Genomic DNA, 24,785 nt, shown 5'->3' with positions numbered 1-24,785 from the left:
TTCTCCTAGCTATTTTTAAGGCTAGACCTCAGGAACGCTTGAGCCTGGCTCCTTTTTGGCCAGATAGAGCTTAAGACGTGGCTCTTGAAGGAGGGAGCGATCGTGCATGACACTTCGGTACACTCCCTGACCGCTTAAAATTACGGCAATGTTGCGGTCGGGATGGAGGGCTAATAACCCGCCGCGTAAGTACGCGGCCAACATGCCTGGTGACAGTCGGCTTTGAGGCCTCGCCATCACAGCAATACGATTAAACGCAGTGACCCCAGTAATAAGCGTTGCCGTCTGGCGACTCGACACATCTTCGCCTAGCTGGTGAAGCTGGTGGCTCACAACATAGAGCATTGCTCCTTTTGAGAACGCGGCTATCTCGTAAGGAGACACTAAAGAACCAACGACCTGCTTGAGTTGGTGGTCAAACGTAAAACCTAAGCTGGTGAGATATCGACGGAGCGTGTCTTGAGAGATATCTATCTGAAGGGTACGCCGTACAATCTGAAGCAGGTCGGGGAATGTCCAAAGGTAGTCAGGCTCTTTTCTCCTGCCGACTATTGCCTCTGTGATGCTCGCAAGTAGATCACGCTCTTTAAGTTTCTGCGGTCGACCAACCGGTTGCTTGAGCGATGTAACCGTGACCGGTTTGGGGACAACCGGTCCCTGAAGCAGGATTTCTATGACCGAATCGCTATCAAGGGCTAGTTGCTGACAGATCTCAGGGGTGGAAAGCCCTCGCTGTCTGAGTGTTAAAACAGCGTATTGAACTCCTTCTTGCATCTAAGAAACAACCCTGCACAGACAAAATAATTTTGCGTCAAAATAAGTGAGTGTTCCACAAGCTAGCAAGTAAAAAAAATCAAATTTCAAACCAACGTTTTATAAATTTTTTTTATTTTATCAGCTTCTTGTGAAGTTCCTTGTTGCCTAAAGCCGCTTTCACTTTAAGACATTATTTAGGTGTGGAACAGTCTCGAATTAGGCAGCTCATAGAAGCTTTCCATCCTTGGTAGAAAGTTCACTTTTGCGGGTAATAGACCGTGCCTTCTAGCGACAGCATTAGGTCAATTGAGATATAAAAACATCATTTTAGCGTCTCTTTAATGCCAAAATGACGTTAATTTCATTCCTCCAGCGCTTCTTTGTACTGGTGATTAGTTATGTTGAGGAACATCAGGAGAAGCTTAGACCCTTACAACGGAATACCTAGGGAGTAATGTGCGGGTAATAGACCGTGTTTTCTTTAAACAAGACCAATGTTTAGAGAGGCGCTCAGAGGCGCTGTGGCTTGCGATTCGCGCTCACCCCTGCCCTCACCCTAACAACTCTCTTCTAGAGCGCCTTAAGAGGCATTCTGGCGTTTCTGAAAGCAAAGGATTTGATAACCCTGAAGCGTAACAAAGAGATACGTTGAATTCCCCATTCCAAATTTCTTATGCTCAGGGCTTTTCCTCATTCAGGTTGTCTTTTTCCCCTATCTTCCAAAAAATAAAAAAATCTTACTTACCTGAGGGCCGTCTCCTTCAAAGTTATCCACAGGGGCCTAGCCCGTTTAAGAAGATAGTTTAATATGTTTAAGAGAGTTTAAGGGTCAGCAACCCATTGATTTTATGATCGAATACACCGCTTTTTTCCGGTAATAGACCGTATCTGTACGGGTAATAGACCGTGTTCTTGCGGGTAATAGACCGTATTGAATGCGGGTAATAGACCGTGTCGTGATCTGAGGTTATCCACAGGCATCAACGCAGAAAGGGCTGCGCAGAACATGGTTATGCTGTGTTTTTAGCACTGCTCATTTTCCTGGCTACAAAGAAGTAAGTTGCGGGTGATAGACCGTATATTACTCCAAAGAATAAAGTTTGTTTTTGTTCATGATGATACTCGGAGCGACGTCGCTCCGAGCCGTTACCGAGCCACCCGAACAGGCTTCTGTGCCACTTTCCTACACCATGCGAGAAATGCCGCGTCAGGGTCTTTAAGCACAATGTCGTTTTTCTTAGTCATCTGTCGCCAGTCATCTTCAAGCGAGTAGATGTCATACCCTGGGGCAATCTTTTTTGCTTTCTCATACGTGGTTGTCTTCAAGCAAAGAAACTGTGCTTGAGGTAAAGGTATGGTCTCAGGAATAGCCTTCGCAGAAGTCCCTTCCTTCCGAGCAAAAAGAAGCTCTTGAGAATTCGTCTTTTGAATTTGCAGTTCGTAATCAAGAAGCTTCCCGTGCTTAGCAATATCTCGAATGGCTGTTGCAAAATCGGATGGGCGTTGAGAACTCCCTGAGCGTTCATAGAGCGTTTCGAGCCGCCACTTCCATCCTTGAGCACTATTTCCTGCTTGCTTGCGGATAAAGCGGTATAGCCAGCGCTCAATGCCCCCGGTGAGAAGGAAATAATCAGGGTGGAGTGAAAGAATAAGAGAGCGGTCGCGTACTGCCTCAAAGAGCCACTCGGGAAGCACTACGGTCACATCTCTGAGCCGACCGTGATCGTCTCGATCAATATGAACATACTCAAGCCAACTAAACATGACGGTCTGCCGTTCAGATGATCGAATGGTCGTAACTACATTAGTGTTCTTGAGGCGAGCAATTGTATCTTCTAACCGCTTGTACTGTATTCCTCCAGCGTCTCGCCTGGCACTTTTAAGAAAAGCGTGGCGGTGAAATCTGACCTGCCGTGAGACTGCTTGCCCTTTATCAATCGCTTCTCTGACTTGAGACAAAAGCCACATAATGAGATCCCAATCCCAAATGTTTGCGATACCGTACGGTGCTCCACCAGTGACGGTGATCTCAATTCCCTTTCCACTGTAAATAATGGGAGCTACCCGAGGCTTTTTAGAGAGACTAAGAAATGGAACCTCCATTGCGTCCTGAATATCTCGGGTCACAATGTCGGTAAAAACCGCCGAGAAAAGCTCTAGCTGGCCATCTTGCGGAGGGGGTTTGCGTAGTGCCATAGACCCCGTCCTGTAGCTCACTTTTCTTTAATCCTCAAGCTATTTTATCAATGTGACTAAGATAGCGAAATCTTCAAAGCTATGGTTATCCCTATTGGTGATCCAATAGAGAACCACTATAGTTTGTCAGCAACATACTCTTCGGAGCGACGTCGCTCCGAACGCAACAAAGAACTTGATGAAGAGTGATCTCTTTGCTCCAGTGGATTTTTCAACCTCTCAACTCGACGAGACTATGTGCCAAGCAATAGGGCCTCAATGCCGCATATAATTGCCCTCTTCAACATGTCTGGTGGGGTTGGAAAATCAACGCTGACCATGAATCTTGGATACCACCTCGCGGTTGAGCATAAGAAGCGGGTGCTCCTGATTGATATGGATCCTCAGGCATCACTTACAACGTTTACAGGCATCGCTCCATTTGATCTCGAAAAAACGATCTATCACAGCCTGCTTAAACGTGAGCCGTTGCCAATACAGAAAGATATTTGCGGGTGCGATCTTGTTCCTGCAAACATTTTTCTTGCACAAGCTGAGTTGCAGCTTGCCTCAGAACTTCGGCGTGAATACAAGTTGTCTGACCTGATCACGAAAAAAGCGTCTCGCTATGATTTTGTTTTGATCGACTGCCCCCCTTCCCTTGGGCTTCTTTCAGTTAACTGTCTTGTCGCGGCAGACTTTCTTTTGATCCCGATTCAGACTGAATACAAGTCGGTTGAGGCAACCATCAACCTGCTTCAGACCACGCATGAAATTGCGGGACAGGTTAATCCTAGCCTGAAGGTGACTGGTGCCATTCCGACCATGTATGACGAAAGAACTTCTCAATCGAGACGGGCACTACAAACTATTGAAGAGGTGTTTGCTTCCCTACAAGACAACCCAAGTTTTAAGGGAGCAAGGGTATTTCCTCCTATTCCACGACGTACTGACTTTGCGAACGCAACTGCCGAACACCTACCTCTTGCCCAGTATGCTCCTCGACATCCCGCTCTCGAACCGTTGGAAGTGATTGCGAAAGCGTTGGTGAAAAGCCTATGAAGAATAAGAAGAAAGCAGAGACCAGTTCGTTTAGTCTGGCTGGTAGAGGAATTCTCTCCTCCTTTGTTTCTGGTTCACTGGCTCACACGATACCACCTGGCGAGCAACCGAACGATGAGGCCCAACCGCAGCAAGCAGCGAGCAGCACCACTCCTGCTACTACAGAGGGAGACACCCGGTGGCTTCCTGTCGGCACGATTAAGCCCGGTGCTTTTCAGCCTCGCCAGTTTTTCTCTGAAGAAGGCATTAACAATCTCGCCACCTCATTCAAGGAGCAGGGGTTTCGCGGCGCAATCAACGTCCGCCCTCTGAAAGATGGATTATGGGAACTCATTGCCGGAGAACGGCGATGGCGAGCAGCCAAGCTCGCTGGACTGACTGAAGTTCGCTGTGTCGTCGATGAGTATACGGACGAAGAGGCCCTTGAGTTTGCTCTCATCGAAAACCTCCAGAGAGAAGACCTAAGCAAACTCGAAGAGACCGAAGGGATCCTGAAGCTGATTGAAGTGAAGTTAGGAATCCCAAAGAAGAGGGTGCTTGCCCTCATCCGAACAGAGGGCCACTCCGATAAGCGTGGCCGGAGCGACGTCGCTCCGAGCGAGGAACTGGGGAAAATAGAGTCGGTACTTTCGTCGTTTGGAATTGAACTCCAAACCTTCCGTACTAAGAATTTACGAACGCTGACCTTACCCGAGGATATTAAAAAAGCTCACCTGGAGCGGGGGCTCTCATACTCCGTAGCACTGGAGCTGCTTAAGGTAAAAGACGCTTCCAAGCGGAAGTCCCTCCTTGAAAAGGCACTCAAAGGAAAGCTGTCATTCCGAGAAATTCGTGATCGGATAAAAGAAGTAGCAATGGATCCGGATGAAGCAAGCCTGAGCGTAAGGGTAGGGGATGCTGCCCTAGTAAAAAGGCTAAGTGGCATAGCCAAGCGCCTGAGGTCTGGGCTCAATCTGCCGGAGAAATCTCAGAAGAGAAAGCAGCTGGAACGCCTGCTAGGAGAAATAGAGGCACTGCTGGGGGGAGCCGGAGCGACGTAGCTCCGAGAGTCTGACGCGCCCATTGGATATGGGCACAAAGCCTAATCCGCATTTCGCCTTAACATTACCTTTTTTGGGTTTAATTTGGGTGTAAGGCACACCGCAAAAGCTTGAACCTCTTACACTGCAAGCACCGCTAGCTGATTTGTAATCAGCCGGTCGCAAGTTCGAGTCTTGTCACCAGCTTATTTCAAAACCTCTTGAAAGCCTTCTGCTTCAGGGGGTTTTTGCTATATAGACTTCCCCTTTCAAGCGCCCATGTATAGCTGTAGCCAGTCTAGTTAAGACATGTGTCCCGCGAACGTTCTAACGTTTGAACGTTCATCGGGTTTCTGGATGTCCTAACCAACGTGACTATGGCTATACTGCATCGCCGCTCGTGCTAGGTATTTCTAAGGTTCTTTGGATATAAACTGGGTGTAATTCAAGCGTACTGTCAAGATTGCCCCATGTACTCTAAAACGCCAACTGGCAAAGCTTCCAAAGGAATTGGCTACGGCAACCACCCCTAATGCTAATGTCAAACCTAGGGCGTAGGGCAGCGGATGGATTCACAGCAATGAATTCACAGTATTTGACGATCAAAGAACTCGTTGACGCGGCGGGCAGTAGCGTTACCCCACGCATGGTGCGCCACTACCATCGGATTGGGCTGCTGCCCGATCCGGTGCGATCGCCCAGCAATTACCGGCTGTATACCCCAGCCGATGTGCAGCGCCTGCGGCAGGTGGTGAAGCTCAAGCAGCAGGGCTTTCAGCTGGCCCACATTCGGCAGCTGCTGGCGGCCAATGCCGAGTCCCTGGAGTCAGATGCCCTGCCGTTACAGCTCCAGCATCAGTACCAGAAAGTAATGCGGCAACTGGTACAGCTGCGGCAGACCGCCGTCGCCCTGGAGAGCATTCTGGGCCAAGATTTAAACTGCCCGGCCCAGAGAGCCGCTGCGATCGCCCAGCTGCAAAGGTTGGATATGGCTACCCCGCAGCCGATCGCAGCCCTGGCGGCAGACAGCCCGCCCTCGCCCCAGCCCGAGGCGGAGTCGCTGCAGCGGCTTTTACCAGATTTGTCCGCTCGCCCAGAGATTGAGGTCGATCTGATCTCGAAGTTGGTGATGGCCTGCGGGGATGTGAGCCTGGTGCCCTTTGTGCGGTTGGCCCATGGCGCGATCGCCGCAGCGCGTCAGGCGCTAGGCTCGGGGTGTTTGGTGGTGGGCGATATTCCTGCCGTAGCCGCCGCCTTTGACCACAGCCGTCTAGCCCACTTAGGCTGCCGCACCGCAGCGCTGCTGAACGATCCCCACATTGCCAGCGGCTCCGAGGCCGAGCAGCTGCTTTGGCGATCGCCGGAATGGCCCGAGCATCTGCGGGCAATTCCTCCCGGCGCGGTCATCGTAGTTGGCTATGCCCCCTCGGTGCTGACCGGCATCTGCGATCTGATCGAGCGCGGCTGCCTGCATCCGGCCCTCGTCATTGGCCTACCCATTGGCTTTAGCCACGCCCCCACCGCCAAGCGGCGACTGCTAAAAACCGGCGTACCCTGCCTGACCATTCAGGGCTCCCTGGGCGGTGGACTGCTCGCCGCCACCGCCCTCAACGCCCTTGCCGATTCGCTAATTGAAAAACCCCACTGCCACTGCTACCTGACCCATCCAAATCAATAGAAAACCTCCCACCGCTCCATCTCCCATTTCGCCCTGCTTTTGGCCCTCATGGCCACCGGCTACTGGCCCACACAGCGCGTGTCTCTCGCCTAGGCGCTGGCGCTGGCATCGCTGAGCTTGCTGCCCCTAGTCGGCCCCCAAAAACTCCAGGTAATCGCTGGTCAGCTCTTTTACTGCCACCTCGTAGAGCTGCTGACCGTGCTCTGGGGTGGCCAGGGCCGGGTTAGACCCCATCCGGCCATCGGGGTAATGCCTGCGAAAGTCGGCAGGGCTGTAAATGGCGTGCCCCCTGGGGGCGACCTGGGGCTCCAGGGGAGCCTGCTTGATGAAATCGGGGTATGCGTACTGGGTCAACGCCACTTCGCTGGGGGTGGCGTGGGAGCCTTCCTGATCGCCGTAGAGTTCTTTAGCCAGGCTGTACACCGATTTAGCCATGAACCAGTTGGCCGTTTTGCAGCGCACCTGCTCAGCGTTGACGACCTGGCCGGCAGCCAAGGCAGTGTAGGTTTCGGCAAAGGCAGCCTTGAGGGTGGCAATATTGCCGCCGTGGCCGTTGATAAAGAAAAAGCGGGTGAAGCCGCAGCGCACCAGCGGCGTCAGGTAATCCTGAATGACTGCAATTAGGGTGCTGGGCCGCAGCGTCATCGAGCCGGGGAAGGCGGTGTGGTGCAGGGCCATGCCCACGTTAATGGTGGGGCCAACCAGAGCATTGGCGGCTTCGCCCACGCCTTTGGCAACCACTTCGGCGCAGATGGCATCGGTGCCAATCAGCCCCGTGGGGCCATGCTGCTCCGTTGAGCCAATCGGCAAAATAATGCCCGTAGATTGTTCCAGATAGGCCTCAACTTCGGGCCAGGTGCAGAGGTGCAGCAGCATAGGGCAGAGCAGGAAAGCTAGAGTTACACTATAGCGCTCGTCTTTGGGGCGCCGGGCCAGGGATGGTATGACTGATTACACCCCCGGGTCGGTTTCGCTGATAAGAGAGGGGAATGGGCAGCGCCGGGCAGTCGTCTAGATCGATCGCCTTCCCCCCTGGGAATGTTAAGGTACAGACCCAGGATTAGGTAAAATCTATAACTACACGATCATCTACCTGAAGAGCTGACGCGCAACTGATCTGGAGCGATCGCAAGATCCCCATCCCCAGGCCTAGCAGGCCCGCAGTCTGGGATTTCAACCGTCTAACCACGGTTTTAGCCACGAATCGCTCCTCTACGGCAGCCAAGCGAACGAGCATTGATGTTACCTGTGAAGGAGCCGCGACTATGCTACACCGCAAGATCTATCAACTCTGTTGTGATGGTCAAGACGTGTGGATTTTTCTCCGGGATCAGCAGCGTTGGATCGAGCGGGCCAAAATTTTAGATATTGAGGGTGACCTGGTTACCTTTCGCTACGAAACCGAAGAAGACGACGAAATTTGCTCCTGGGAAGAAATGGTGCGGCTTGAGAGCATTGGCGCTGTGACCAAGCGCCTGGCCGCTGTACCTCGGGGCGATGTAGAGCTAAATGTTTCCGACGACTGCCCAGAGACGGAGCAAATCAGCGACCCCTACCCAGAGTCCAATGCTGACTAGGGGGCCGGTTCACTAGTAGACTGCGGCACAAGTATGGGGACTATTGCCAATTGCGAGGGAGCAGGGGAGCCAAGCGCGCCAAAACGGTCGAGATATTTCAGCCTTCGAGTACTAGTCAAGGCTCTCGCCTACTGCCCCGGTCCGCTCGGGTTGGCAAAGGTGTTGATGTAGCCGTTGCCGGTGTAGACGCCGGGCGGCCTGGGGGCCGAAAAGGGGGCTGGAACAGGCTGGGGCGACGGCACAACTGGGGCACTGGGGGCGATCGCGTTGGGCTGCAATTGCCGCTGCCCGCTCCCCGCTGGCGCCGTCACCGGAGCACCAAAATCGAGGTTCAGCGCGGCTGGATTCGTCGTTCCCTGGGCTGGAGCAACTGTCCCTGAGGTAGGAGACAAGCTGGGCGGTGGCGCATAGCCCGTGGTACCCGGCGGCGGCGACATCTGCGGCGTCGTGCGAATAAAGCGCTGGTCTACGCCGGGCAAACTGCCCTCCACCATCCAAGGCTGGGGCGTGATACCGCTGGTGGCAGTCGCGGGATCTGAGCCAGCTCCGCTGGCCCCCGCCCTGGGATCCGGGGCAGCGCCTAGCCCAGAAGGCTGGCCAGCGCGCGGGCCTGAACCCACGTTGAGGGCCTGCTGAAGGGGGCTAAGTTGCGGCCCCCCAGCGGGCGCCGAAGAAAAGGGCAGCGGCGTCTCGGAGGAGGAGGAGCCGAACACCGGACCAGTGGTCAGAGAACCGCTCCCCAGGGCCATTGTGGAGTCTCTTTCGATCGCCTCCCTGCTGGCGGCGGGGTTAAACCGAAAGCGGCTGCGCTCCAGATATTGGGCGAAGGGATTGGTAGATTCTGTGCCCCCCAGGGTGTCGTCTGGGGTGGCCTTGGGCAGGGATAGCCCGTCTGCGGCGGCAGCTGAGATGCCCTTGGCAGCAGGGATATCTGACGGGCTGGATGCATTGGGCGGAAGCTGGTTGAGCAACAGCGAGAGATTGTCAACTTCGGCCAAATTGGCCAAATCGTCGTTGGACAATGTGCCTAGCTCAGTCCCAGGGGCAACGGCTGGACTAGCCACGGCGGGATCGTACTGGCTGCGCCACTCGGGATGGTTAAAATACTGAGGCCCCACCGCCGCCATCAGCCCGAGGGCGGCTAAGGTACCCCACACGGTCGGGCGACGGAGCTGACGGCCAATGGGTTGAAGGCGCACCAGGCGATAGCGCAAAGCAGGGGGAAGGCTCATGGGCTGAAAGACTCCAGGTCTGCGGTAGCTCTATTCTAGAACCCCGATCGCGGTGTCTGGGGCAGGCCTCTAATTCCCTATGGTTTCACCACAATCCAATCTCCCTCCACCCGCGCGATCGCGCCGCCGGGGAACGGATCGCTCGCGCTGCCGTTGGGGGCGGTGAGCAGCGCCACCAGCTTTTCAACATGCTCAAAACTGACCTGAGCCACGGTCACCCGCTGGAGCACCCGGCGCAGCACCCGCCGCCGCAGGGCCAGGGGGGCCGCCTGGAGGGGCGATCGCTGAATTTTCCAGGCTGCCGTAGCCAGGGCCGGAGCGGTCACGGCCTGTCCATACAGCTCCCCCGCCATCGACTCCAGCAGCTCCACTTCGGCGGTCAGCAGCTCCGCCGTATGCGCCAGCGCAGTTTCGGTCCCGGGGTTAAAGTGCTCTTGCAGGTAAGGCAAAAGTTCTAAACGAATGCGGTTGCGGGCATAGCGGGGGTCCTGGTTGGTGGCATCTTCCCAAATCGGGAGGGCAAACTGGCGGCAAAACTCTCCGGTCTGCTGGCGGGTGAGGCCTAAAATGGGGCGCACCACGGCTATGGGGCGATCGGGGGTTAGGGGCCGCCGCCAGGCCAGGGCCTGCAAGCCGTCGGTACCGCTGCCCCGCAGCAGATTGTAGAGCAGGGTTTCGGCGCGATCGCTGGCCGTGTGCCCCGTCACCACATAGCTACAATTCTCCTGAACGGCCAAATCCTCAAACACCCGGTAGCGCCACTGACGGGCAGCGGCTTCGGTAGGGTAGACGGCAGCGGCTGTCACCACCTGGCAGGGCACCCCCCACTCGGCGCAGAGCTGCCGCACAAAACTGGCGTTGGCCGCCGAGTCGTCCCGCCACTGGTGGTCGCAGTGCACCACCCGCAATTGCCATCCCCACTTGGGCCGCAAATCGACCAGCAGCTTGAGCAGGCACACCGAATCTTGCCCACCCGAAACCGCCACTAGCCCCGACGCCCCCCGGGGCAGTAGCGAACGGCTGCGCAGCTGTCGATGGACCCCAGCGTGCATGGCACTCCAGGCAACTTCGCCCATGCCCCACCTGCAAATCTCAGGGATTGAACGCCTGTCTTCCAGACTACCCCACCCCGACCGCCTCGCCAGGCTTTAGGGCCAAACCCTCGGCTGAAATGGGCTGAATCTCCAGAAAAATCTGTGGCACACTTGGGCAACAGCCCTCTCTCCCCAATCATCTCCCTCCCAACATGTTGAACGGCATGGCGATCTATGGCTCAACCGTACCAAGCGCTCATTGATGACATTGTTGCCGCGACCCTCAAAGGCAAAATTCAGTCGAAGCAGCAGGTTTACCGCATGCTACAGGCCGGAGTAGAACCCGGCAGCGGCGAATTGTTTGAGCGGACTCTAGCCGCCACCCTAGCCGCCCTGGAGCCTGATCTGGCCCCTGGCGACGACGAACTAAAGCAGGCCAAAGCCATGCGCAAGCACCGGGCTTTGCTCACCATTCAGGGCGAGTGGCAGCGCTGGATGGCCGACAATCAGGCCACAGCCATGATCACGGGGGTAGAGGCAGAAATTCTCAATGCATCTCCTGAAGAACGCCTGTTTCAGCTGATCTCGGCCCTCGACCCCAACCGCGACCAGTCGCTCTCCAGAGAACAACTGGTGCAGCTGTCCAGGGCACTCAAGCAGGCTCCCGCACCCTCGGATGCGGCCCCCGCCACCGAGGCCGAACCGGCCCTGTCCACCCTGGCCGAGGGGCTGGAGCAGGGTTTAGCCGCCTGGCAGCAGCTCGAAGGCGATGTCGTCGGCTGGATCTATGCCCAGGGCCAGCAGATTGGCTTCAGTCAGCCGGGCGATCGCCCTGGCCCCTGGCGTCACTGGGGCCAAATTGTCAGCCAGCCAGCCCTCAAGCGCCTGTTTGACGATCTGGCTCTGCACCAAACCGTAACCGCCGCTGGCATTGCCGTGCCCCTGAGAGTCGCCGACTGGATTGTCTGGGGAGTCGTCTTGCAGCGGCTTCAGCTGGCCCTGGTGAACTGGTTCGATCGCCAGCCCTACGACCCCCAGGCCGGCAAGCGCCTCTCCATCGCCACCTTCCTGACCTTTGCCGTGGTCTGGGGCCAGATCTCTAACCGCCTCGGCGAGCAGGGTCAGCGCACCCTGGCCATGGGGTCCTTTCATCTGGCGCTGCAGGGACTGCGGCAGTTTGCCAATCAGAGCTATTTTCCCCTCTACGGCGGTCTGTTCACGGCGCTTTCTGGAGAACCCCTACAAGCGCTGCTCGACTATTTAGACCAGCCCCTCCAGGAAGTGCCCAACACCGCCGTAAAGGCCCGTATTTTGACCCTGCTGGGCTACTCCCAGCGGGCGTTGGGCAACAATCGTCAGGCCCAGCGATTTCACCAGCAGGCCCTGGAGGTGGCCCGCGAGGCTCAGGATGTGCCCTGCGAAATTGCCAGTCTCAACCACCTCAGCCGCACCTGCGTAGCCCAGCAGGACTTTGAAGCCGCCCAGGGCCACAGCCAGCGAGCGCTGATTTTGGCTCGCCAGAGCGGCGATCGCATTGGCCAAGCCAACGCCCTGGCCAACCTCGGCTACAGCCAGGTGGCCCAGGGCCAGTCCCAGCTGCTCGAAGCCGAACAGTACGAAACCGTGCTCAGCTATCTCCAGCAGGGGCTGGCCCTCTCAGAACAGGTCGGCGATCGCCCCAGCCAGGCCCTCTGCGCCAACAGCCTCGGCATCGCCCAGCTCAAGCTCGGCCAGTACAAAGACGCGATCAACTCCCTTCAGCAGGGGCTACAGGTGGCCCAGGCGATCGGCGATCGCTTTCTGATGGCCTCCAACTTCGCCAACCTGGCCGCCGCTCACCAGGGCGACGGCAACCTCGAACAGGCCGTGCTCACCGGCTGCCTCGGCATGTACCTGCTCCACCAGATCGACTCCCCCGAGTGGCGACAGCCCGCCGCCCTGCTCAGCATTCTCTACGGCCAGCTTGGCCCCGACACCTTCCAGAGCATCATCGCCGACCACCGCCGCCAGTTCCTCGCTGTGATTGGGGTGGATGGCTACGACTTTTTGCAGCCGCTGTTGGCGCGGTATCGGGAGTCTTTGGAGTAGGCAGGTGGATGCGTGGGTGCGTAGGCGGGTGGATGCGTGGGTGCGTAGGCGGGTGGATGCGTAGGCGGGTGGATGCGTAGGCGGGTGGATGCGTAGGCGGGTGGATGGATGGATGAGGAAGATGAGGGAGTGGGGAGATAGGGAAATGGGAGGCTGGCAAAAAGCTAGGGGTTGAGAACCTGTTGCCTAAAGGCTCGTTTGCAGAACAGGGGTTTAAACCGATGATCGCCCACTCCTTTCCGTTGGGTCCAGGGCGGCGGAACGGCCCTGGTCGACGGGGTCTGGGGGCAATCGAAACGCCCCCAGCGGCAGGTTTGGCTTTTAATCCGAGTATTTGTACACGGCGGTTGAAATGAGCTGAAGCAAGCGAGATGGTGCATTGCTGCGCGAATGCACCCTACAGTTGATCGCTGTCGTCGTATTCATCGGCGGCGATCCAGGTGCTGGCAGGGCGCAGCGCATCGGGAATCGCCACATCGTCGGTAAACTCCAGCACCGTCTCCCGGTAGCCCAAATACCCCGACTCCATAAACGACACCAGCATCCGCCCTAGCGCTGGCCACACCACATCGGCAAACTCCCAATCGTGGTTAAACCCCGCCCGATCGGCGATTGATTTCAGTGCCCAAAAATAGCTGTTGCGCACCACCGAACCCGACTTTTTGTAAGCGGGCACATCCTCCTGGTGGAGATAGAGAATGCCGTGATCAATTCGAGCGCGCATGGGCAGTTCTGAATTTTAGGTTTTGGATTTGCGATTTTGGCGTGGTCAAAGGTCAACTTGCAATCACCAGCCCCAGCCCGGCGCAGCCAACAGCTCTGAGAACTGAATAACCAAAGGTAGATGGGTGCTACGGTAAGACTATTCACAATATGTTACAGACTGCCCTAGGCCAAGGCCTAACCGCCCCACCCCTAGTTGTCAGTAACGTTAGCGTTGGAGCCTATCAACTGCCATGTCCGCTGCGGTTTGCCTGCAAAACGTCCACAAAGTCTACAACGGGGTATCTGTTGTCAACGACCTCTCCCTCAATATTGAAGCTGGGGAAGTCTTTGGCCTGCTTGGCCCCAACGGCGCAGGCAAATCCACCACCATTCGCATGGCCACCACCCTCACCCGGCCCAGCGATGGCCACGTGGTCGTCGCCGGGTACGACGTCAACCGCCAGCAGCTCGATGTGCGCCGCCAGATCGGCGTAGTGCTGCAACAAACCAGCGTCGATGGCGACATGACCGTGTGGGAAAACATGGAGTTCCACGGGCGCATGCACCACATCCCCAATCCCCAGCGGCGCACCACCATCGACACCTGGCTAGAGTACGTCGAACTGGGCGATCGCCGCGACGACAAAGTCAAAACCCTCTCCGGCGGCATGAAGCGGCGGCTGCAAATTGCCCGCGCCCTGCTGCACAACCCCAAAATTCTCTTTCTCGACGAGCCCACCGTGGGCCTCGACCCCCAAACCCGCCGCCGCCTGTGGGAGATCATTCGCGGCCTCAACCAGCAGGGCATGACCATGCTGCTCACCACCCACTACATGGAAGAAGTGGAGTACTTGTGCGATCGCATCGGCATCCTCGACCAGGGCAAGCTGATCGAGCTGGGCACCCTGGAGCAGTTTCGCCAGCGCCACGGCGAAGGCATTGTCATGACCCAGCAGGGCGATTCCCAAGGGGATCGCTCCGCGCAGCGCTGGAAATACCAGTTTTTCCCCACCTTAGAGGCAGCCAACGCCTACCTCGACCGGCAGCCCGACAAAACCGGAATGATGACCCGCCCCTCTAACCTGGAGGATATTTTTGTCGAGCTAACCGGGCGCAACCTGGATTGAAGCTTCCCCGCAACCGCAAATTGCTTTTACGCGCTGTTCCCCAAAACGGTGCATTGCTGCGCGAATGCACCCTACGAGTTTCTACTCAACAAAACAAAGTTGGTTGACCGGTCAATTTGCAGAACATAGGTTTAAACCGACGATCAGCCAGTCCTTTCCGTCGGGTCCAGGGCGGCGGAACGTCCCTGGTCTACGGGGGTCTGGGGCCAGCGAAATGGCCCCAGCAGCAGATCTGGCTGTTGCCCCAGGTTGTGCGCCGCATAAACCCTTGCTTGATAAGCCCCAATTTGGCTAGGCAAACGCCGTTTGCCCCTACGGGATATCTGTTGCTCAGCCAGGTGAAATTTATCTGCGATCGCAGGATCTAGCCCCCAAAATCAACTGTTTACGACAATCGACGCTAGGCTGGGGAATGGTTTACCGTAGCGCTGGTCCATGTCCACCCTGGCCACCACCATTGAAGCAATCCTGTACCTCAAAGGGCAGCCCCTGGATATCGCCAGACTGGCCGAGCTCGCCCGCTGCGATCGCGAAGATATCGAAGAAGGCCTAATCGAGCTGATGGACGAATACGCCCACCGCGACGGCGCCCTCGAAATCGTCGAAACCGTCGATGGCTACTGCCTTCAGCTCAAAGAACGCTATCGGTTCTTAGTGGATTTGCTCATCCCCATCGATCTGGGCGTAGGCGCACTGCGGACCCTGGCCGCGATCGCCCTCAAAGGCCCCATCAGCCAAACCGATCTCGTCGAACTGCGCGGCTCTGGCGTCTATCAGCACGTGCCAGAGCTGGTTGCCCAGGGCTTTGTGCGCAAACGCCGCCAGGCCGAAGGGCGATCGTCCCTGGTGCAGGTCACCGACAAGTTTTACCAACACTTTGAAATCGACCAGCTGCCCCAGCTCCGGCCTAAAGGTTCAACCGCCTCCCCAGCGGCAGATATAGACCCTGAGGATGAGCCTGAAATCGAGCCTGAACCCGAGGTAGAGGAAGCCTCATAGCCCAGAACCATGACCCACACCGTCAAAAAATTGCAGTTGGAATATCCACAGCGACTGCGGCTCCAGTGACCGCTGCGACCGGATTTTGCGCTCAGGCACTAGCCTCAGACCGGAGAACGACTTAATTTTTCATGATTCGTTACGCTATCATCGGGAATATTAGTAGGTACAGGCAGGCCAGGGGTTGCTTTTGCTACGTTAGATCCAAACGCCCCAATAGCTGGTGCTCGCCACCGCCTACGTTGTGACCAGAGGTCTCTGAGATTCCATGGTATTTAACCCTGAAGACGCTGAATTCATTGGCATGTCTCCCAATAGCGACCAGGCCAATGAGTTGCTCAAATATCTCCAGCACCAGTCACCGGAGGTATTGACCCGAGTGGCCCAGTCGGTGAGCGGCGAAATCAAGCAAATTATTGCCCACAACGTGCAGGGGTTGGTCGGCGTGCTGCCAGGCGATGGCTTCAACATCCAGGTCACCACCGATCGCGAAAATCTAGCCGGTTTGCTGGCCTCTGCCATGATGACCGGCTATTTTTTGCGCCAGATGGAGCAGCGCATGGAGCTAGAGCACACCATGTCTGGCTCCCTCTTTGGAGCTGACTTCGGTGCCGACGACATCGACTTAGATGACTGAGATTGGGCGACTGAGATTGCCCTAAATCACCTACTTCTCCGGCGGGTTTGGCAAATCTGAAAGCAAGTGCTGCTCGATCGCTTTAGCCAGGTTTTCCGGCACACCAATATCCAGATAGCTGCCGTCGGCAAAGGGGTGCGCTTCTACCCGTAGCCCCGCCTCTAGAGCAGCCTGAATCACGTCGCCGATCGGAGTTTCGCGGTAGGGCGGCAGAGTTGTCATCTGCTGGGGAATTTGGCCACCAATCAGCGCCTCGGTGCGATCGCCCACAAACCGATGCAGAAATTCGGTAAAGCTAGGCCGCCAGACGGCGATCGCCCACATATAGGGCAGGTGAGTCAGCTCAGATTTCTCATAAATGCCCCGCACCAAGCCATCTTCGTCAAAATCAACCACTCCCGCCTTCTCCGGCTGATCGGTAGGAAACAGGCCCAGCACCACATCTGCGGTGCCTCCGTGCAGGCGATCGAGCAGCACTCGATAGGCATGCTGCGGTTCAAACAAAATGTCTGGAAACCCCAGCACCACCGTCGCCCCGCGCAAAAACGGATAGGCCTGATCGAGGCTGAAAGGCACTCCAAAGGGTACATGCACCGTTAAATAGGCCAAATGCAGCCCCACCTCGGCCCCGTCGCCCAGATAGGCCGGGATATCCCACTTGCCGGGCCGCAGAATGAAAAAGGCCTGCCCAACGCCCGCCCGCTGCATTTTCTCCAGCAGATAGTGGCACACCACCTTAGGGCGAGCCCCCGCCCTGCTGGCTACCATGCGAAAACCCACCGGAAAAAGCTCTTTACTCATGGGCAGGGGGGCAAGGCGCGTGCCCTGCCCTGCGGCTGGAATCAGTCCTATGAGGGGTGGGGATGTAGCCATAGCAAAAGGGAACCTTGGCAGATAGTCAGTCGTCATTAACTATCTTGGAGTGAGTTAAGCACTATGCACCGATTTTGGCAGGTCGTAGATCTATCCTCATTGCTCGGAGTTCTGGGGCGGCGTCTGGGGCGCAGCAGCACCACCCTAGCCCTGGTCGCGGCATCCGTCGCGGGGCTGGCCGTAGCGACTCCTCAGGCCCAGGCCGCCGAAGACATTCAGATCACCTACGGCTCCTTAGCAACGCCCCCCATTTCTGTCAGCGACTTAGAGTCGTTTGCCAAGACGGGTATCCCCAGCCGAGACTTGCAGCTGCTGCTCAACGTGCTCCGCATTGAGGAAGACCAGGCTCGCCAGGTGCTCACCCAGAATGTGCTGGTCGATGCCGACAACCTGCGCGAGGTTTCAGATACCTTTGCCGGGCAGTTTTTCTGGCGGTTGCTAGCGACTACCGTTGTCTTCTCCGACAACAATAGCCCCGGCTGGGAGCTGCTGCGCGACGCCGTTCTAGATACCGCCTCCAGCGGCGAACTCACCCTGATCGACGTGCTCCGCACGATCGAGGCCAGCACCTTACGGGTGGATGGTCGACGATTGATGACGATCGCATCTCAAATTGACTTCGAGCGGATTGGTGACTTAGCCTCCATACTGCTAGGCCAATAATGATATGGAAAGGGTTTTCCCTGGAAAACTCTGAACTTTTAGCAATAATGGAGATAGCTCTAGCGCGATGAGGTCAACTACCTGTGTCAAGCAAAAACAATTCAGCAGATGTTCCGCAGGTTAAAGTTTCTCCGCCTACAGTTAATCCTGCCATTGCCGATGCTGTTGCGTTAGATCATGATTCAGAGCACGGTGAATCTTTAACAGAAGTGATTTTAAGATCTGCTGACGCATCTAGGGCTATAGCTGTAATCAGCGATGCTGTGAAGAAAGAAACTGCTCGCATTGAGCTATCCATAGCGTATGCGCGGCGGCGTCTTGAGCACTTCGAGGCGAGCTACAACGTACCATCTTCAGAGTTTGCCGAGCGCTTTACTGCTGAAGACCTCCAAGGTGGAGATTTGGAGTATGTTGAGTGGATGGGAGAGTATCAGCTATTTCAGCACCTTCTACAAGACCTGGCTCTCCTGAAAAGCTTTACTTATGTCGCTGAATGACATCGCTGTTGCGCGGCTAACGTCAGGCTTGCAGATCTTGGATGACTATGGATTATCCATATCGATAGAGATTTCAGCAGACCTTCGTTCTGGCGATCAGGCTGTTCTCAAAGCAAAAATAGTATTGTTGGATGCCACCGAGATTCACATCCGAGTATTTTATCTTGGTGGCAGTGCCAACACACTGTCCAGTTATGCCTATCAATATCAGCAGGCAGACGGCACCCTAATTTTTCGCTATGACAACGCTAGGCACAAGCCTGACCTTGGTTTTGAATGTCATAAGCATCAAGCGGATGGGAAGATAGTTGCCGCAGAACCACCCAGGATTGAGGATTTGGTGCAGGAAGTTATCCGTCACGTAACTCGCTAGACACGACCCAACAAAGCCATTGGAATGGGCGCACACCCACCATCTCAAGGGTAAAGGCCGTTACATTCCGTTGCATAGACAGAAAGTTTACGAATCTATAGAAAAATCCCCTGGGGTTGAAGAGACGCGATCGCGCGGCTGGCTCAGCGTTGGGTAAATCGCCTATCCACACCGTTGACTTAGCCGCCGCCGAGGGCAGCAGGTGGAATTTGCCCAACTCAGGCGCTTGAGTGGGGTCGTTTGCCGAACCCAGCAAAATGCGGAATGCCCTAGAAGATTTAAGCTTATGTATTTTGCTATTGTTCTGATTTAATTTAAGTTCAAGCCTAAATCCTTCCTTAAGCTCTTTGGAACGACTGAGCTGGGTTCAGAAGGGTTGAGGGCTACCAAGAAAAGGCTAAGCCTGAAAAAGCCATAATTTCGATGTCACCCATTCTCAGGCCCCCTTCCCAAGCCCCAGGCCCTATGACCATAATCCAAACAGCCGAAACACCCTGGGCACGCAATCAACTGCGTAGACCCTGTTTGTTTAACAGTCGAGCCAGGTCCAGCGGGTAGGATATCTATCCAAAAAAAATCGCCCCTGGACTGGGTTTGGCTTTATCCGCCCTAGATGAGCATTTTCCCCTATGGTTCACCAGACTTTAAAGCTTTCTGTGTACGGGAAAGGGGGCATTGGTAAGTCCACCACCAGCTGCAACATCTCAGTGGCCCTGGCCAAGCGGGGCCGCAAGGTATTGCAAATTGGCTGCGATCCCAAACACGACAGCACCTTTACCCTCACTGGTTTCCTTATTCCCACCATCATCGACACCCTGCAAGAAAAGAACTTCCACTACGAAGACGTGTGGGCCGATGACGTGATTTATAGAGGCTACGGCGGCGTCAGCTGCGTTGAAGCGGGTGGGCCTCCGGCAGGGGCGGGCTGCGGCGGCTACGTGGTCGGTGAAACCGTCAAGCTGCTAAAAGAACTCAACGCCTTCGACGAGTACGACGTGATTCTCTTCGACGTGCTGGGAGATGTGGTCTGCGGCGGGTTTGCGGCTCCGCTCAACTACTCTGACTACTGCGTAATCGTCACCGACAATGGTTTTGACGCGCTGTTCGCTGCCAACCGCATCGCCGCCTCCGTGCGCGAGAAAGCCCGTACTCACCCCCTGCGCCTGGCCGGGCTGATCGGCAACCGCACCTCGAAGCGCGACCTGATCGACAAGTACATTGAGCATGTGCCCATGCCGGTGCTGGAGATTTTGCCCCTGATCGAAGACATCCGCATCTCGCGGGTGAAGGGCAAGACCGTGTTTGAGATGGCCGAAACCGACCCCGCCCTCGACCCGGTGTGCCAGTACTACCTCAACATTGCCGACCAGATTCTGGCCCGCCCCGAAGGCGTTGTGCCCGAAGACGCCGCCGATCGCGAGCTGTTTAGCCTGCTGTCTGACTTCTACCTCAACCCGCCCGCCGATGCGCCCAAGCAGGAAGCCAATGAGGTGGAGCTGATGATGGTTTAGAGGGCTGGTGGGCAATGCTCACCCTACTCCAAGACAATTTAATACCATGCTGCAAAAATCCCCCGGATCAAGTTCTAATCCTGAAGCGCTGCATTATCATCGGTACGCAGCCGTTCAAACCCGGCAGCTACCTATAGGCGATTTAGCAAAGAGTCAGGATTATGGCCTTTTTCGAGAACTTTACCCAGGTCATTCGCCAAAAGTGGTTGGACTACGTGCAATCTAACCGGGCCTGGTTGACGCTGCAAATGCAGCAGACCTCGGTGCGTACCCCCGATGGCGGTCGCCGCCCCTCCTCCTTTCTGGTGCTGGGGGTGGTGAATGCCCTGGAGCCCAAGCTGTCGAACCTGATGGTGCCCTTCTACAAGCTCAACCCTGACGAGGACGCGCTGGTAGAGGTGCTGGGCCTCAACTTTGACCCCGAGATGGTGTTGGATAACCCCGACCATACTCAAACCATTGAGGCCAACGACGAGCAGCCGCTGTTGCCCGATTCGCCCGATATGTAGACCTGTTAATAGAGATGTAGGGATAGGTTTTTCTGGTTTAATCAATCTCTGGACATGAGGTTGGCGAAACCCGCCCGAGGCATCTGTGAACAGCAAACAACTGCGGCGATCGCTCAAAGTCAAGTGGTTAACCTACTACCGCGACAACCGCGAGTGGATCGACAAATTGGGTATTTGGGTAACCAGTAACGGGCACAGGCGACCCTCGTCGGGTTTTATCTTAGGGGCTTTAGCCACCCTAGAACCCGACCTGACCAACCTGCTCCCCCTGGTGGTGGATTTAAGCAGCAACCCCGATCGCATTATTGCGGCCCTGGGTTTAGATATCAGCCCGGTGAAGGAGCTAGCAGCGCTGGAGAAGGCTCACAAAATGTTGCCCAGCAGCGCCCAAGCGGAGGTCGAACTGTCTTCATCCGCGACAGTCACCACCCTTACGATTGACGCTCCACCACCGCTCTCCCCCGCCTACGACGAACAAGCCTGCTCCGGTGCAGGCGGCCGGGAGGATGATCGACCCAGAACCTAAGTCCTTCACTAGGGAGATACCCCGACCATGACCGTGGCCCAAGCTCAACCCAACGCGTCCGCCCTCGAATTTGACTGCGATACCGGCAACTACCACACCTTTTGCCCGATTAGCTGCGTGGCGTGGCTGTACCAAAAGATCGAAGACAGCTTCTTTCTGGTGATTGGCACCAAGACTTGCGGCTACTTTTTGCAGAACGCCATGGGGGTGATGATTTTTGCTGAACCCCGCTACGCCATGGCCGAGCTGGAAGAAGGCGATATCTCAGCTCAGCTCAACGACTACGAAGAGCTGAAGCGGCTGTGTGAGGGGATTAAGCGCGATCGCAACCCCTCGGTGATCGTCTGGATTGGCACCTGCACCACCGAGATCATCAAAATGGATCTCGAAGGGCTGGCCCCCCGCCTGGAGGCCGAAATCGGCATCCCCATCGTGGTGGCCCGCGCCAACGGCCTCGACTACGCCTTTACCCAGGGCGAAGACACCGTGCTGGCCGCTATGGCCCAGCGCTGCCCCACCGAGGCAGAGGCCGCCGCCAAGCAGCCCGCTGCCCCTAAGGCCGAACCCAAAGAAGGTCAAGGCGGCATTCAAAAGCTGCTGGGCCTGGGCCGCAAAAAAGAAGAGGTCATCGACACCGCCACCGAAGACACCCCCTACCACGACCACCCACCCCTGGTGCTGTTTGGCTCGGTGCCCGACCCCATCGTCACCCAAATGACCCTGGAGCTGAAAAAGCAGGGCATCAAGGTCGATGGCTGGCTGCCCACCAAGCTCTACACCGACCTGCCCACCGTGGACGAAGGCTACTACGTCGCGGGCATCAACCCCTTCCTCTCCCGCACCGCCACCACGCTAATGCGCCGCCGCAAGTGCAAGCTGATCGGTGCCCCCTTCCCCATTGGCCCCGACGGCACCCGCGCCTGGATTGAGAAAATCTGCGCGGTCTTCAACATCGAGCCTCAGGGCATGGACGAGCGCGAAGCCAAAATTTGGGAATCGGTGGAAGACTACCTGGAAATCATTCGCGGCAAGTCGGTCTACTTCATGGGCGACAACTTGCTGGAGATCTCCCTGGCCCGCTTCCTCACCCGCTGCGGCATGACGGTGCAGGAAATCGGCATCCCCTATATGGACAAGCGCTATCAGGCGGCAGAGCTGGCTCTGCTGGAGAAAACCTGCAACGAAATGGGCACCCCGCTACCCAAAATCACCGAAAAGCCCGACAACTACAACCAGATTCAGCGCATTCAAGAACTGCACCCCGATCTGGTGATTACGGGTATGGCCCACGCCAACCCGCTAGAGGCACGGGGCATTAGCACCAAGTGGTCGGTGGAGTTTACCTTCGCCCAAATCCACGGCTTCGGCAACACCCGCGACATTCTAGAGCTGGTGACGCGACCTCTCCGCCGCAACAACAACCTCAAAGACCTCGGCTGGGAAAAGCTGGTCAAGGAAGAAGCGAAAGTGTAGAGCAAAGATAGCGAGTAAAAGCCGGTTTTCTTCAGGAGATCCGGCTTCTTTGTGTTTTAAGGGAAAAGCCTAGACTTGCCAACGGGCTTGTTACCATGGCAGATAGTTGCGATCGCCTCTCCAACCATGATCGATACCCAAAGCCTGATACCGACTGAGTATCCCCACATCGTCCTCAGTCAAGATAATATTCCGTTGATTGTGGGTACGACGATGAAGGTGGTTGAGCTAGTGATGGCTCAACGGGCCTATGGTTGGACGCCGGAAGAGATTCAAATCAACCATCGCCACTTAAGCATGGGCCAAATTTATGCGGCCCTGGCCTACTACTGGGATCATCGCGAAGTCCTAGATGCCGATATTCAGCGGCGAGAGACCTATATTACGCAACTAGAACAGCAGGCCGAAGAGTCTCCCTTTGTAACTCGACTCAAGGCCCAAGGCCTTCTGCCATGAGCCTTGCTCTTTACATGGATGAAAACGTTCATGGGGCGATTACTAACGGGCTACGTCAGCGGCAAGTCGATGTGTTGACCGTTCAGGAAGATGGCCGCAGCGGCATCGACGATCCTGATGTTTTAGATCGGGCTACTGAACTACGGCGGGTGCTGTTTTCCCAAGATGATGACCTGCTAGCTGAAGCCAAGTCTAGGCAAACGTCAGCCGTTACTTTTCCTGGGGTTGTGTTTGCCCACCAATCAAAGGTCTCGATTGGCACCTGCATTAGAGATCTTGAGCTGATCACCAAACTGGGTGAAGTAGGAGAGTTTGCCAATCGAGTACAATTTTTGCCTTTGTAGGCAGAAATTTATTTAACAAAGGCCATACACACTATGCTTTCTACAAACGATGAGAGTACTTATCTATTAGTAATCTTCCAAGGTGACTCATGAAAAAAAGATTAAATTACTTGAAATATTGGCTTATTGGGATAGGCATCTTCTTAATTTTAGGAGTAGTAACATGGTGGATACCCATTTGGCAAGTTCCTTCAGGGATAGTTGATCCAAAAGAGATAGCTGAGATCGAAAATTCGTACAGAACAACTCTTATTCAAGCCTTAGGGGGTTTGTTTTTCTTTATAACGGCAAGTCTAACACTTAGGAATATTCGACTTGCAGATGACAAGCAAGTAGCCGAAAGGTTTGCCAAGGCAGTTGAGATGCTGGGTGACACTGAAAAGCTTGATGTTAGGGTTGGAGGTATCTATTCGCTAGAGAAAATTAGTGAGGATTCCACAGAAAGATATTCGCCAATAGTCATAGATATTTTGGCATCTTTCATAAAAAGAAAATCAATGTCAATCGAGGTCAAGGAGCATGACGAAAACCTCTCCAGGGCAGAGCTTTATCAATATCAAGCTATTGGAGTTGAAGTTAATCAGCTTAGAGAACTTGAATCCATTCCTTCGGATATACAGGCTGCTTTATCTGTACTTAAGAGACTTAGCTTAAGCATGAAATCCAGGACAAACCTAAATTTGTCTTTTTCTAAGCTGATCGGCGCAGATCTCAAACAATTCAACTTTAGTAATGTCGATTTAAGATCAGCAGACTTGAAATTTTCTGATTGTCAGGAAATAAGAATATTAAATTCAAATCTTTCGTTTATAAAACTCCGAGGCTCTGTTCTTGTTGGGGCTTCTCTTATAGAGTGTGATCTTTTAGGCGGAGACCTTCATCGCGCTGATTGCAGGAAGGCGAACTTCAAGAAATCCAATCTTAGCGGAGTTAACTTTCGTAGAGCAAATTTGACGGGAGCAATACTCAACTCGACAAATATGATATCGGCAGATTTACAGGGAGCCAATCTCCAAGGAGCTGACTTGAGAGGAGCTGACCTGAGAGGAGCTAAACTAGAAGACGCTATCATGAATAATGCAGACATTTCCGGAGCTGATCTCAGTAATGTTACGTGGTTTGATAAGGTACTTCTCGAATATGGAGAACCATGGGAAAAGCGCCGTGATTGGTCTGGAGTTAAAGGGATTGCTACTGCTAAATTACCTAAAGCCTTGATGAACGAGCTAAAAGCAGAACTAAATAACTGATACGCTAAGGTCATTGATGTAAAAAAACTCGCTTTAACCAATTAACTTTAAACCCAAGCGCCTCGCCCGAACAGCTTGCCCAGTGGGAAATCTGCGGCGGCGGCTACGGCATCCACTGGGAAGTTTTGGACGAAGACCTGAGTGCCGAGGGAATGCTGCTCGGCGCACCTGCCCCAGAGGCAAAAGTAGGCTGATTGCCCCCGAAATCCCCACTACTGGAA

Annotated in this window: 25 protein-coding genes and 1 pseudogene; 19 read left to right on the top strand and 7 right to left on the bottom strand. The window is 55.2% G+C overall.

Annotated features, from left to right (window positions below; all coding sequences use genetic code 11):
* Window positions 1–21: 21 nt before the first annotated feature.
* A complete protein-coding gene (locus LEPTO7104_RS0116930; RefSeq protein ID WP_017299771.1) occupies window positions 22–774 on the bottom strand; it encodes a hypothetical protein in 753 nt (250 codons plus the stop codon).
* 1,128 nt (window positions 775–1,902) lie between these two features.
* Entirely contained in the window at window positions 1,903–2,952 is a 1,050-nt protein-coding gene (locus tag LEPTO7104_RS34235) for a replication initiator protein A (protein WP_017299770.1), read from the bottom strand.
* Window positions 2,953–3,210: 258 nt separating this feature from the next.
* On the opposite strand from LEPTO7104_RS34235, the gene LEPTO7104_RS0116920 reads away from it, so the two are divergent.
* From LEPTO7104_RS0116920 to LEPTO7104_RS42895, 3 genes are all read left to right on the top strand, one after another.
* Complete coding sequence (locus LEPTO7104_RS0116920; protein ID WP_017299769.1) at window positions 3,211–3,993, top strand: ParA family protein; 783 nt, start codon at window positions 3,211–3,213, stop codon at window positions 3,991–3,993.
* Window positions 3,990–5,033: a ParB/RepB/Spo0J family partition protein gene (locus tag LEPTO7104_RS0116915; protein ID WP_017299768.1), complete on the top strand. Its 1,044-nt coding sequence runs from the start codon at window positions 3,990–3,992 to the stop codon at window positions 5,031–5,033. The genes LEPTO7104_RS0116920 and LEPTO7104_RS0116915 overlap by 4 nt, the downstream gene beginning before the upstream one ends.
* 559 nt (window positions 5,034–5,592) lie before the next feature.
* On the top strand, window positions 5,593–6,690 hold the full coding sequence (locus LEPTO7104_RS42895) for a precorrin-8X methylmutase (RefSeq protein ID WP_026072794.1): 1,098 nt from the start codon (window positions 5,593–5,595) through the stop codon (window positions 6,688–6,690).
* Between the two features lie 126 nt (window positions 6,691–6,816).
* Here the strand turns inward: LEPTO7104_RS42895 and LEPTO7104_RS0116905 are convergent, their stop codons facing one another.
* On the bottom strand, window positions 6,817–7,566 hold the full coding sequence (locus LEPTO7104_RS0116905) for a creatininase family protein (RefSeq protein WP_017299766.1): 750 nt from the start codon (window positions 7,564–7,566) through the stop codon (window positions 6,817–6,819).
* A gap of 389 nt (window positions 7,567–7,955) precedes the next feature.
* Between LEPTO7104_RS0116905 and LEPTO7104_RS0116900 the strand changes: the two genes are divergently transcribed.
* Window positions 7,956–8,267 (top strand): DUF6679 family protein, encoded by a 312-nt coding sequence (locus LEPTO7104_RS0116900; RefSeq protein WP_017299765.1) that lies wholly within the window; start codon window positions 7,956–7,958, stop codon window positions 8,265–8,267.
* A gap of 128 nt (window positions 8,268–8,395) precedes the next feature.
* Here the strand turns inward: LEPTO7104_RS0116900 and LEPTO7104_RS0116895 are convergent, their stop codons facing one another.
* Together LEPTO7104_RS0116895 and tilS are read right to left on the bottom strand one after the other, a co-directional pair.
* Window positions 8,396–9,499 (bottom strand): hypothetical protein, encoded by a 1,104-nt coding sequence (locus LEPTO7104_RS0116895; RefSeq protein ID WP_017299764.1) that lies wholly within the window; start codon window positions 9,497–9,499, stop codon window positions 8,396–8,398.
* 77 nt (window positions 9,500–9,576) lie between these two features.
* On the bottom strand, window positions 9,577–10,575 hold the full coding sequence (gene tilS / locus LEPTO7104_RS0116890; RefSeq protein WP_017299763.1) for a tRNA lysidine(34) synthetase TilS: 999 nt from the start codon (window positions 10,573–10,575) through the stop codon (window positions 9,577–9,579).
* A 192-nt stretch (window positions 10,576–10,767) separates the two neighbouring features.
* Here tilS and LEPTO7104_RS0116880 point away from each other — a divergent pair, with 192 nt between their 5' ends.
* Complete coding sequence (locus LEPTO7104_RS0116880) at window positions 10,768–12,621, top strand: tetratricopeptide repeat protein (RefSeq protein ID WP_017299762.1); 1,854 nt, start codon at window positions 10,768–10,770, stop codon at window positions 12,619–12,621.
* Window positions 12,622–13,018: 397 nt separating this feature from the next.
* Here the strand turns inward: LEPTO7104_RS0116880 and LEPTO7104_RS0116875 are convergent, their stop codons facing one another.
* Window positions 13,019–13,345, bottom strand: a complete 327-nt coding sequence (locus LEPTO7104_RS0116875) for a hypothetical protein (RefSeq protein WP_017299761.1) — start codon at window positions 13,343–13,345, stop codon at window positions 13,019–13,021.
* Window positions 13,346–13,577: 232 nt separating this feature from the next.
* Here LEPTO7104_RS0116875 and LEPTO7104_RS0116870 point away from each other — a divergent pair, with 232 nt between their 5' ends.
* From LEPTO7104_RS0116870 to LEPTO7104_RS0116860, 3 genes are all read left to right on the top strand, one after another.
* Entirely contained in the window at window positions 13,578–14,453 is an 876-nt protein-coding gene (locus LEPTO7104_RS0116870) for an ABC transporter ATP-binding protein (RefSeq protein ID WP_017299760.1), read from the top strand.
* A gap of 435 nt (window positions 14,454–14,888) precedes the next feature.
* A complete protein-coding gene (gene scpB / locus LEPTO7104_RS0116865) occupies window positions 14,889–15,452 on the top strand; it encodes an SMC-Scp complex subunit ScpB (RefSeq protein WP_017299759.1) in 564 nt (187 codons plus the stop codon).
* Window positions 15,453–15,720: 268 nt separating this feature from the next.
* Entirely contained in the window at window positions 15,721–16,089 is a 369-nt protein-coding gene (locus tag LEPTO7104_RS0116860) for a DUF760 domain-containing protein (RefSeq protein WP_017299758.1), read from the top strand.
* Window positions 16,090–16,119: 30 nt separating this feature from the next.
* Here the strand turns inward: LEPTO7104_RS0116860 and LEPTO7104_RS0116855 are convergent, their stop codons facing one another.
* Entirely contained in the window at window positions 16,120–16,962 is an 843-nt protein-coding gene (locus tag LEPTO7104_RS0116855; RefSeq protein WP_017299757.1) for a nucleotidyltransferase family protein, read from the bottom strand.
* A gap of 63 nt (window positions 16,963–17,025) precedes the next feature.
* Here LEPTO7104_RS0116855 and LEPTO7104_RS0116850 point away from each other — a divergent pair, with 63 nt between their 5' ends.
* The 11 genes and pseudogenes from LEPTO7104_RS0116850 to LEPTO7104_RS43665 form a co-directional block, all read left to right on the top strand.
* On the top strand, window positions 17,026–17,625 hold the full coding sequence (locus LEPTO7104_RS0116850) for an alpha/beta hydrolase (RefSeq protein WP_017299756.1): 600 nt from the start codon (window positions 17,026–17,028) through the stop codon (window positions 17,623–17,625).
* 83 nt (window positions 17,626–17,708) lie between these two features.
* A complete protein-coding gene (locus tag LEPTO7104_RS0116845) occupies window positions 17,709–18,122 on the top strand; it encodes a hypothetical protein (RefSeq protein ID WP_155523673.1) in 414 nt (137 codons plus the stop codon).
* Window positions 18,109–18,495, top strand: a complete 387-nt coding sequence (locus tag LEPTO7104_RS0116840) for a toxin-antitoxin system TumE family protein (RefSeq protein ID WP_017299754.1) — start codon at window positions 18,109–18,111, stop codon at window positions 18,493–18,495. The genes LEPTO7104_RS0116845 and LEPTO7104_RS0116840 overlap by 14 nt, the downstream gene beginning before the upstream one ends.
* A gap of 629 nt (window positions 18,496–19,124) precedes the next feature.
* Window positions 19,125–20,006, top strand: coding sequence for a ferredoxin:protochlorophyllide reductase (ATP-dependent) iron-sulfur ATP-binding protein (bchL, locus tag LEPTO7104_RS0116835; protein WP_017299753.1), 882 nt, complete (start codon window positions 19,125–19,127; stop codon window positions 20,004–20,006).
* A gap of 161 nt (window positions 20,007–20,167) precedes the next feature.
* The gene (locus tag LEPTO7104_RS0116830; protein WP_017299752.1) at window positions 20,168–20,515 is read left to right on the top strand and encodes a DUF5331 domain-containing protein; all 348 of its coding nucleotides are present in this window, start codon (window positions 20,168–20,170) and stop codon (window positions 20,513–20,515) included.
* 85 nt (window positions 20,516–20,600) lie between these two features.
* A complete protein-coding gene (locus LEPTO7104_RS37070) occupies window positions 20,601–21,041 on the top strand; it encodes a DUF5331 domain-containing protein (protein WP_017299751.1) in 441 nt (146 codons plus the stop codon).
* A gap of 27 nt (window positions 21,042–21,068) precedes the next feature.
* The gene (locus LEPTO7104_RS0116820) at window positions 21,069–22,514 is read left to right on the top strand and encodes a ferredoxin:protochlorophyllide reductase (ATP-dependent) subunit N (RefSeq protein WP_017299750.1); all 1,446 of its coding nucleotides are present in this window, start codon (window positions 21,069–21,071) and stop codon (window positions 22,512–22,514) included.
* A 126-nt stretch (window positions 22,515–22,640) separates the two neighbouring features.
* The gene (locus tag LEPTO7104_RS0116815) at window positions 22,641–22,970 is read left to right on the top strand and encodes a DUF433 domain-containing protein (RefSeq protein ID WP_017299749.1); all 330 of its coding nucleotides are present in this window, start codon (window positions 22,641–22,643) and stop codon (window positions 22,968–22,970) included.
* Window positions 22,967–23,314 carry a DUF5615 family PIN-like protein gene (locus LEPTO7104_RS0116810; RefSeq protein WP_026072793.1) on the top strand — a complete coding sequence of 116 codons (348 nt, stop codon included), beginning with the start codon at window positions 22,967–22,969 and terminating at the stop codon, window positions 23,312–23,314. The genes LEPTO7104_RS0116815 and LEPTO7104_RS0116810 overlap by 4 nt, the downstream gene beginning before the upstream one ends.
* Before the next feature lie 89 nt (window positions 23,315–23,403).
* Window positions 23,404–24,564 (top strand): pentapeptide repeat-containing protein, encoded by a 1,161-nt coding sequence (locus LEPTO7104_RS0116805; RefSeq protein ID WP_017299747.1) that lies wholly within the window; start codon window positions 23,404–23,406, stop codon window positions 24,562–24,564.
* Window positions 24,565–24,632: 68 nt separating this feature from the next.
* Window positions 24,633–24,758: pseudogene (locus LEPTO7104_RS43665) on the top strand (DUF2442 domain-containing protein); the annotation flags it as partial.
* Between the last annotated feature and the right edge of the window lie 27 nt (window positions 24,759–24,785).

The sequence above is a fragment of the Nodosilinea nodulosa PCC 7104 genome, assembly GCF_000309385.1.
Classification (GTDB): Bacteria; Cyanobacteriota; Cyanobacteriia; order Phormidesmidales; family Phormidesmidaceae; genus Nodosilinea; species Nodosilinea nodulosa.
This window is presented reverse-complemented; position numbering and strand designations above follow the sequence as displayed.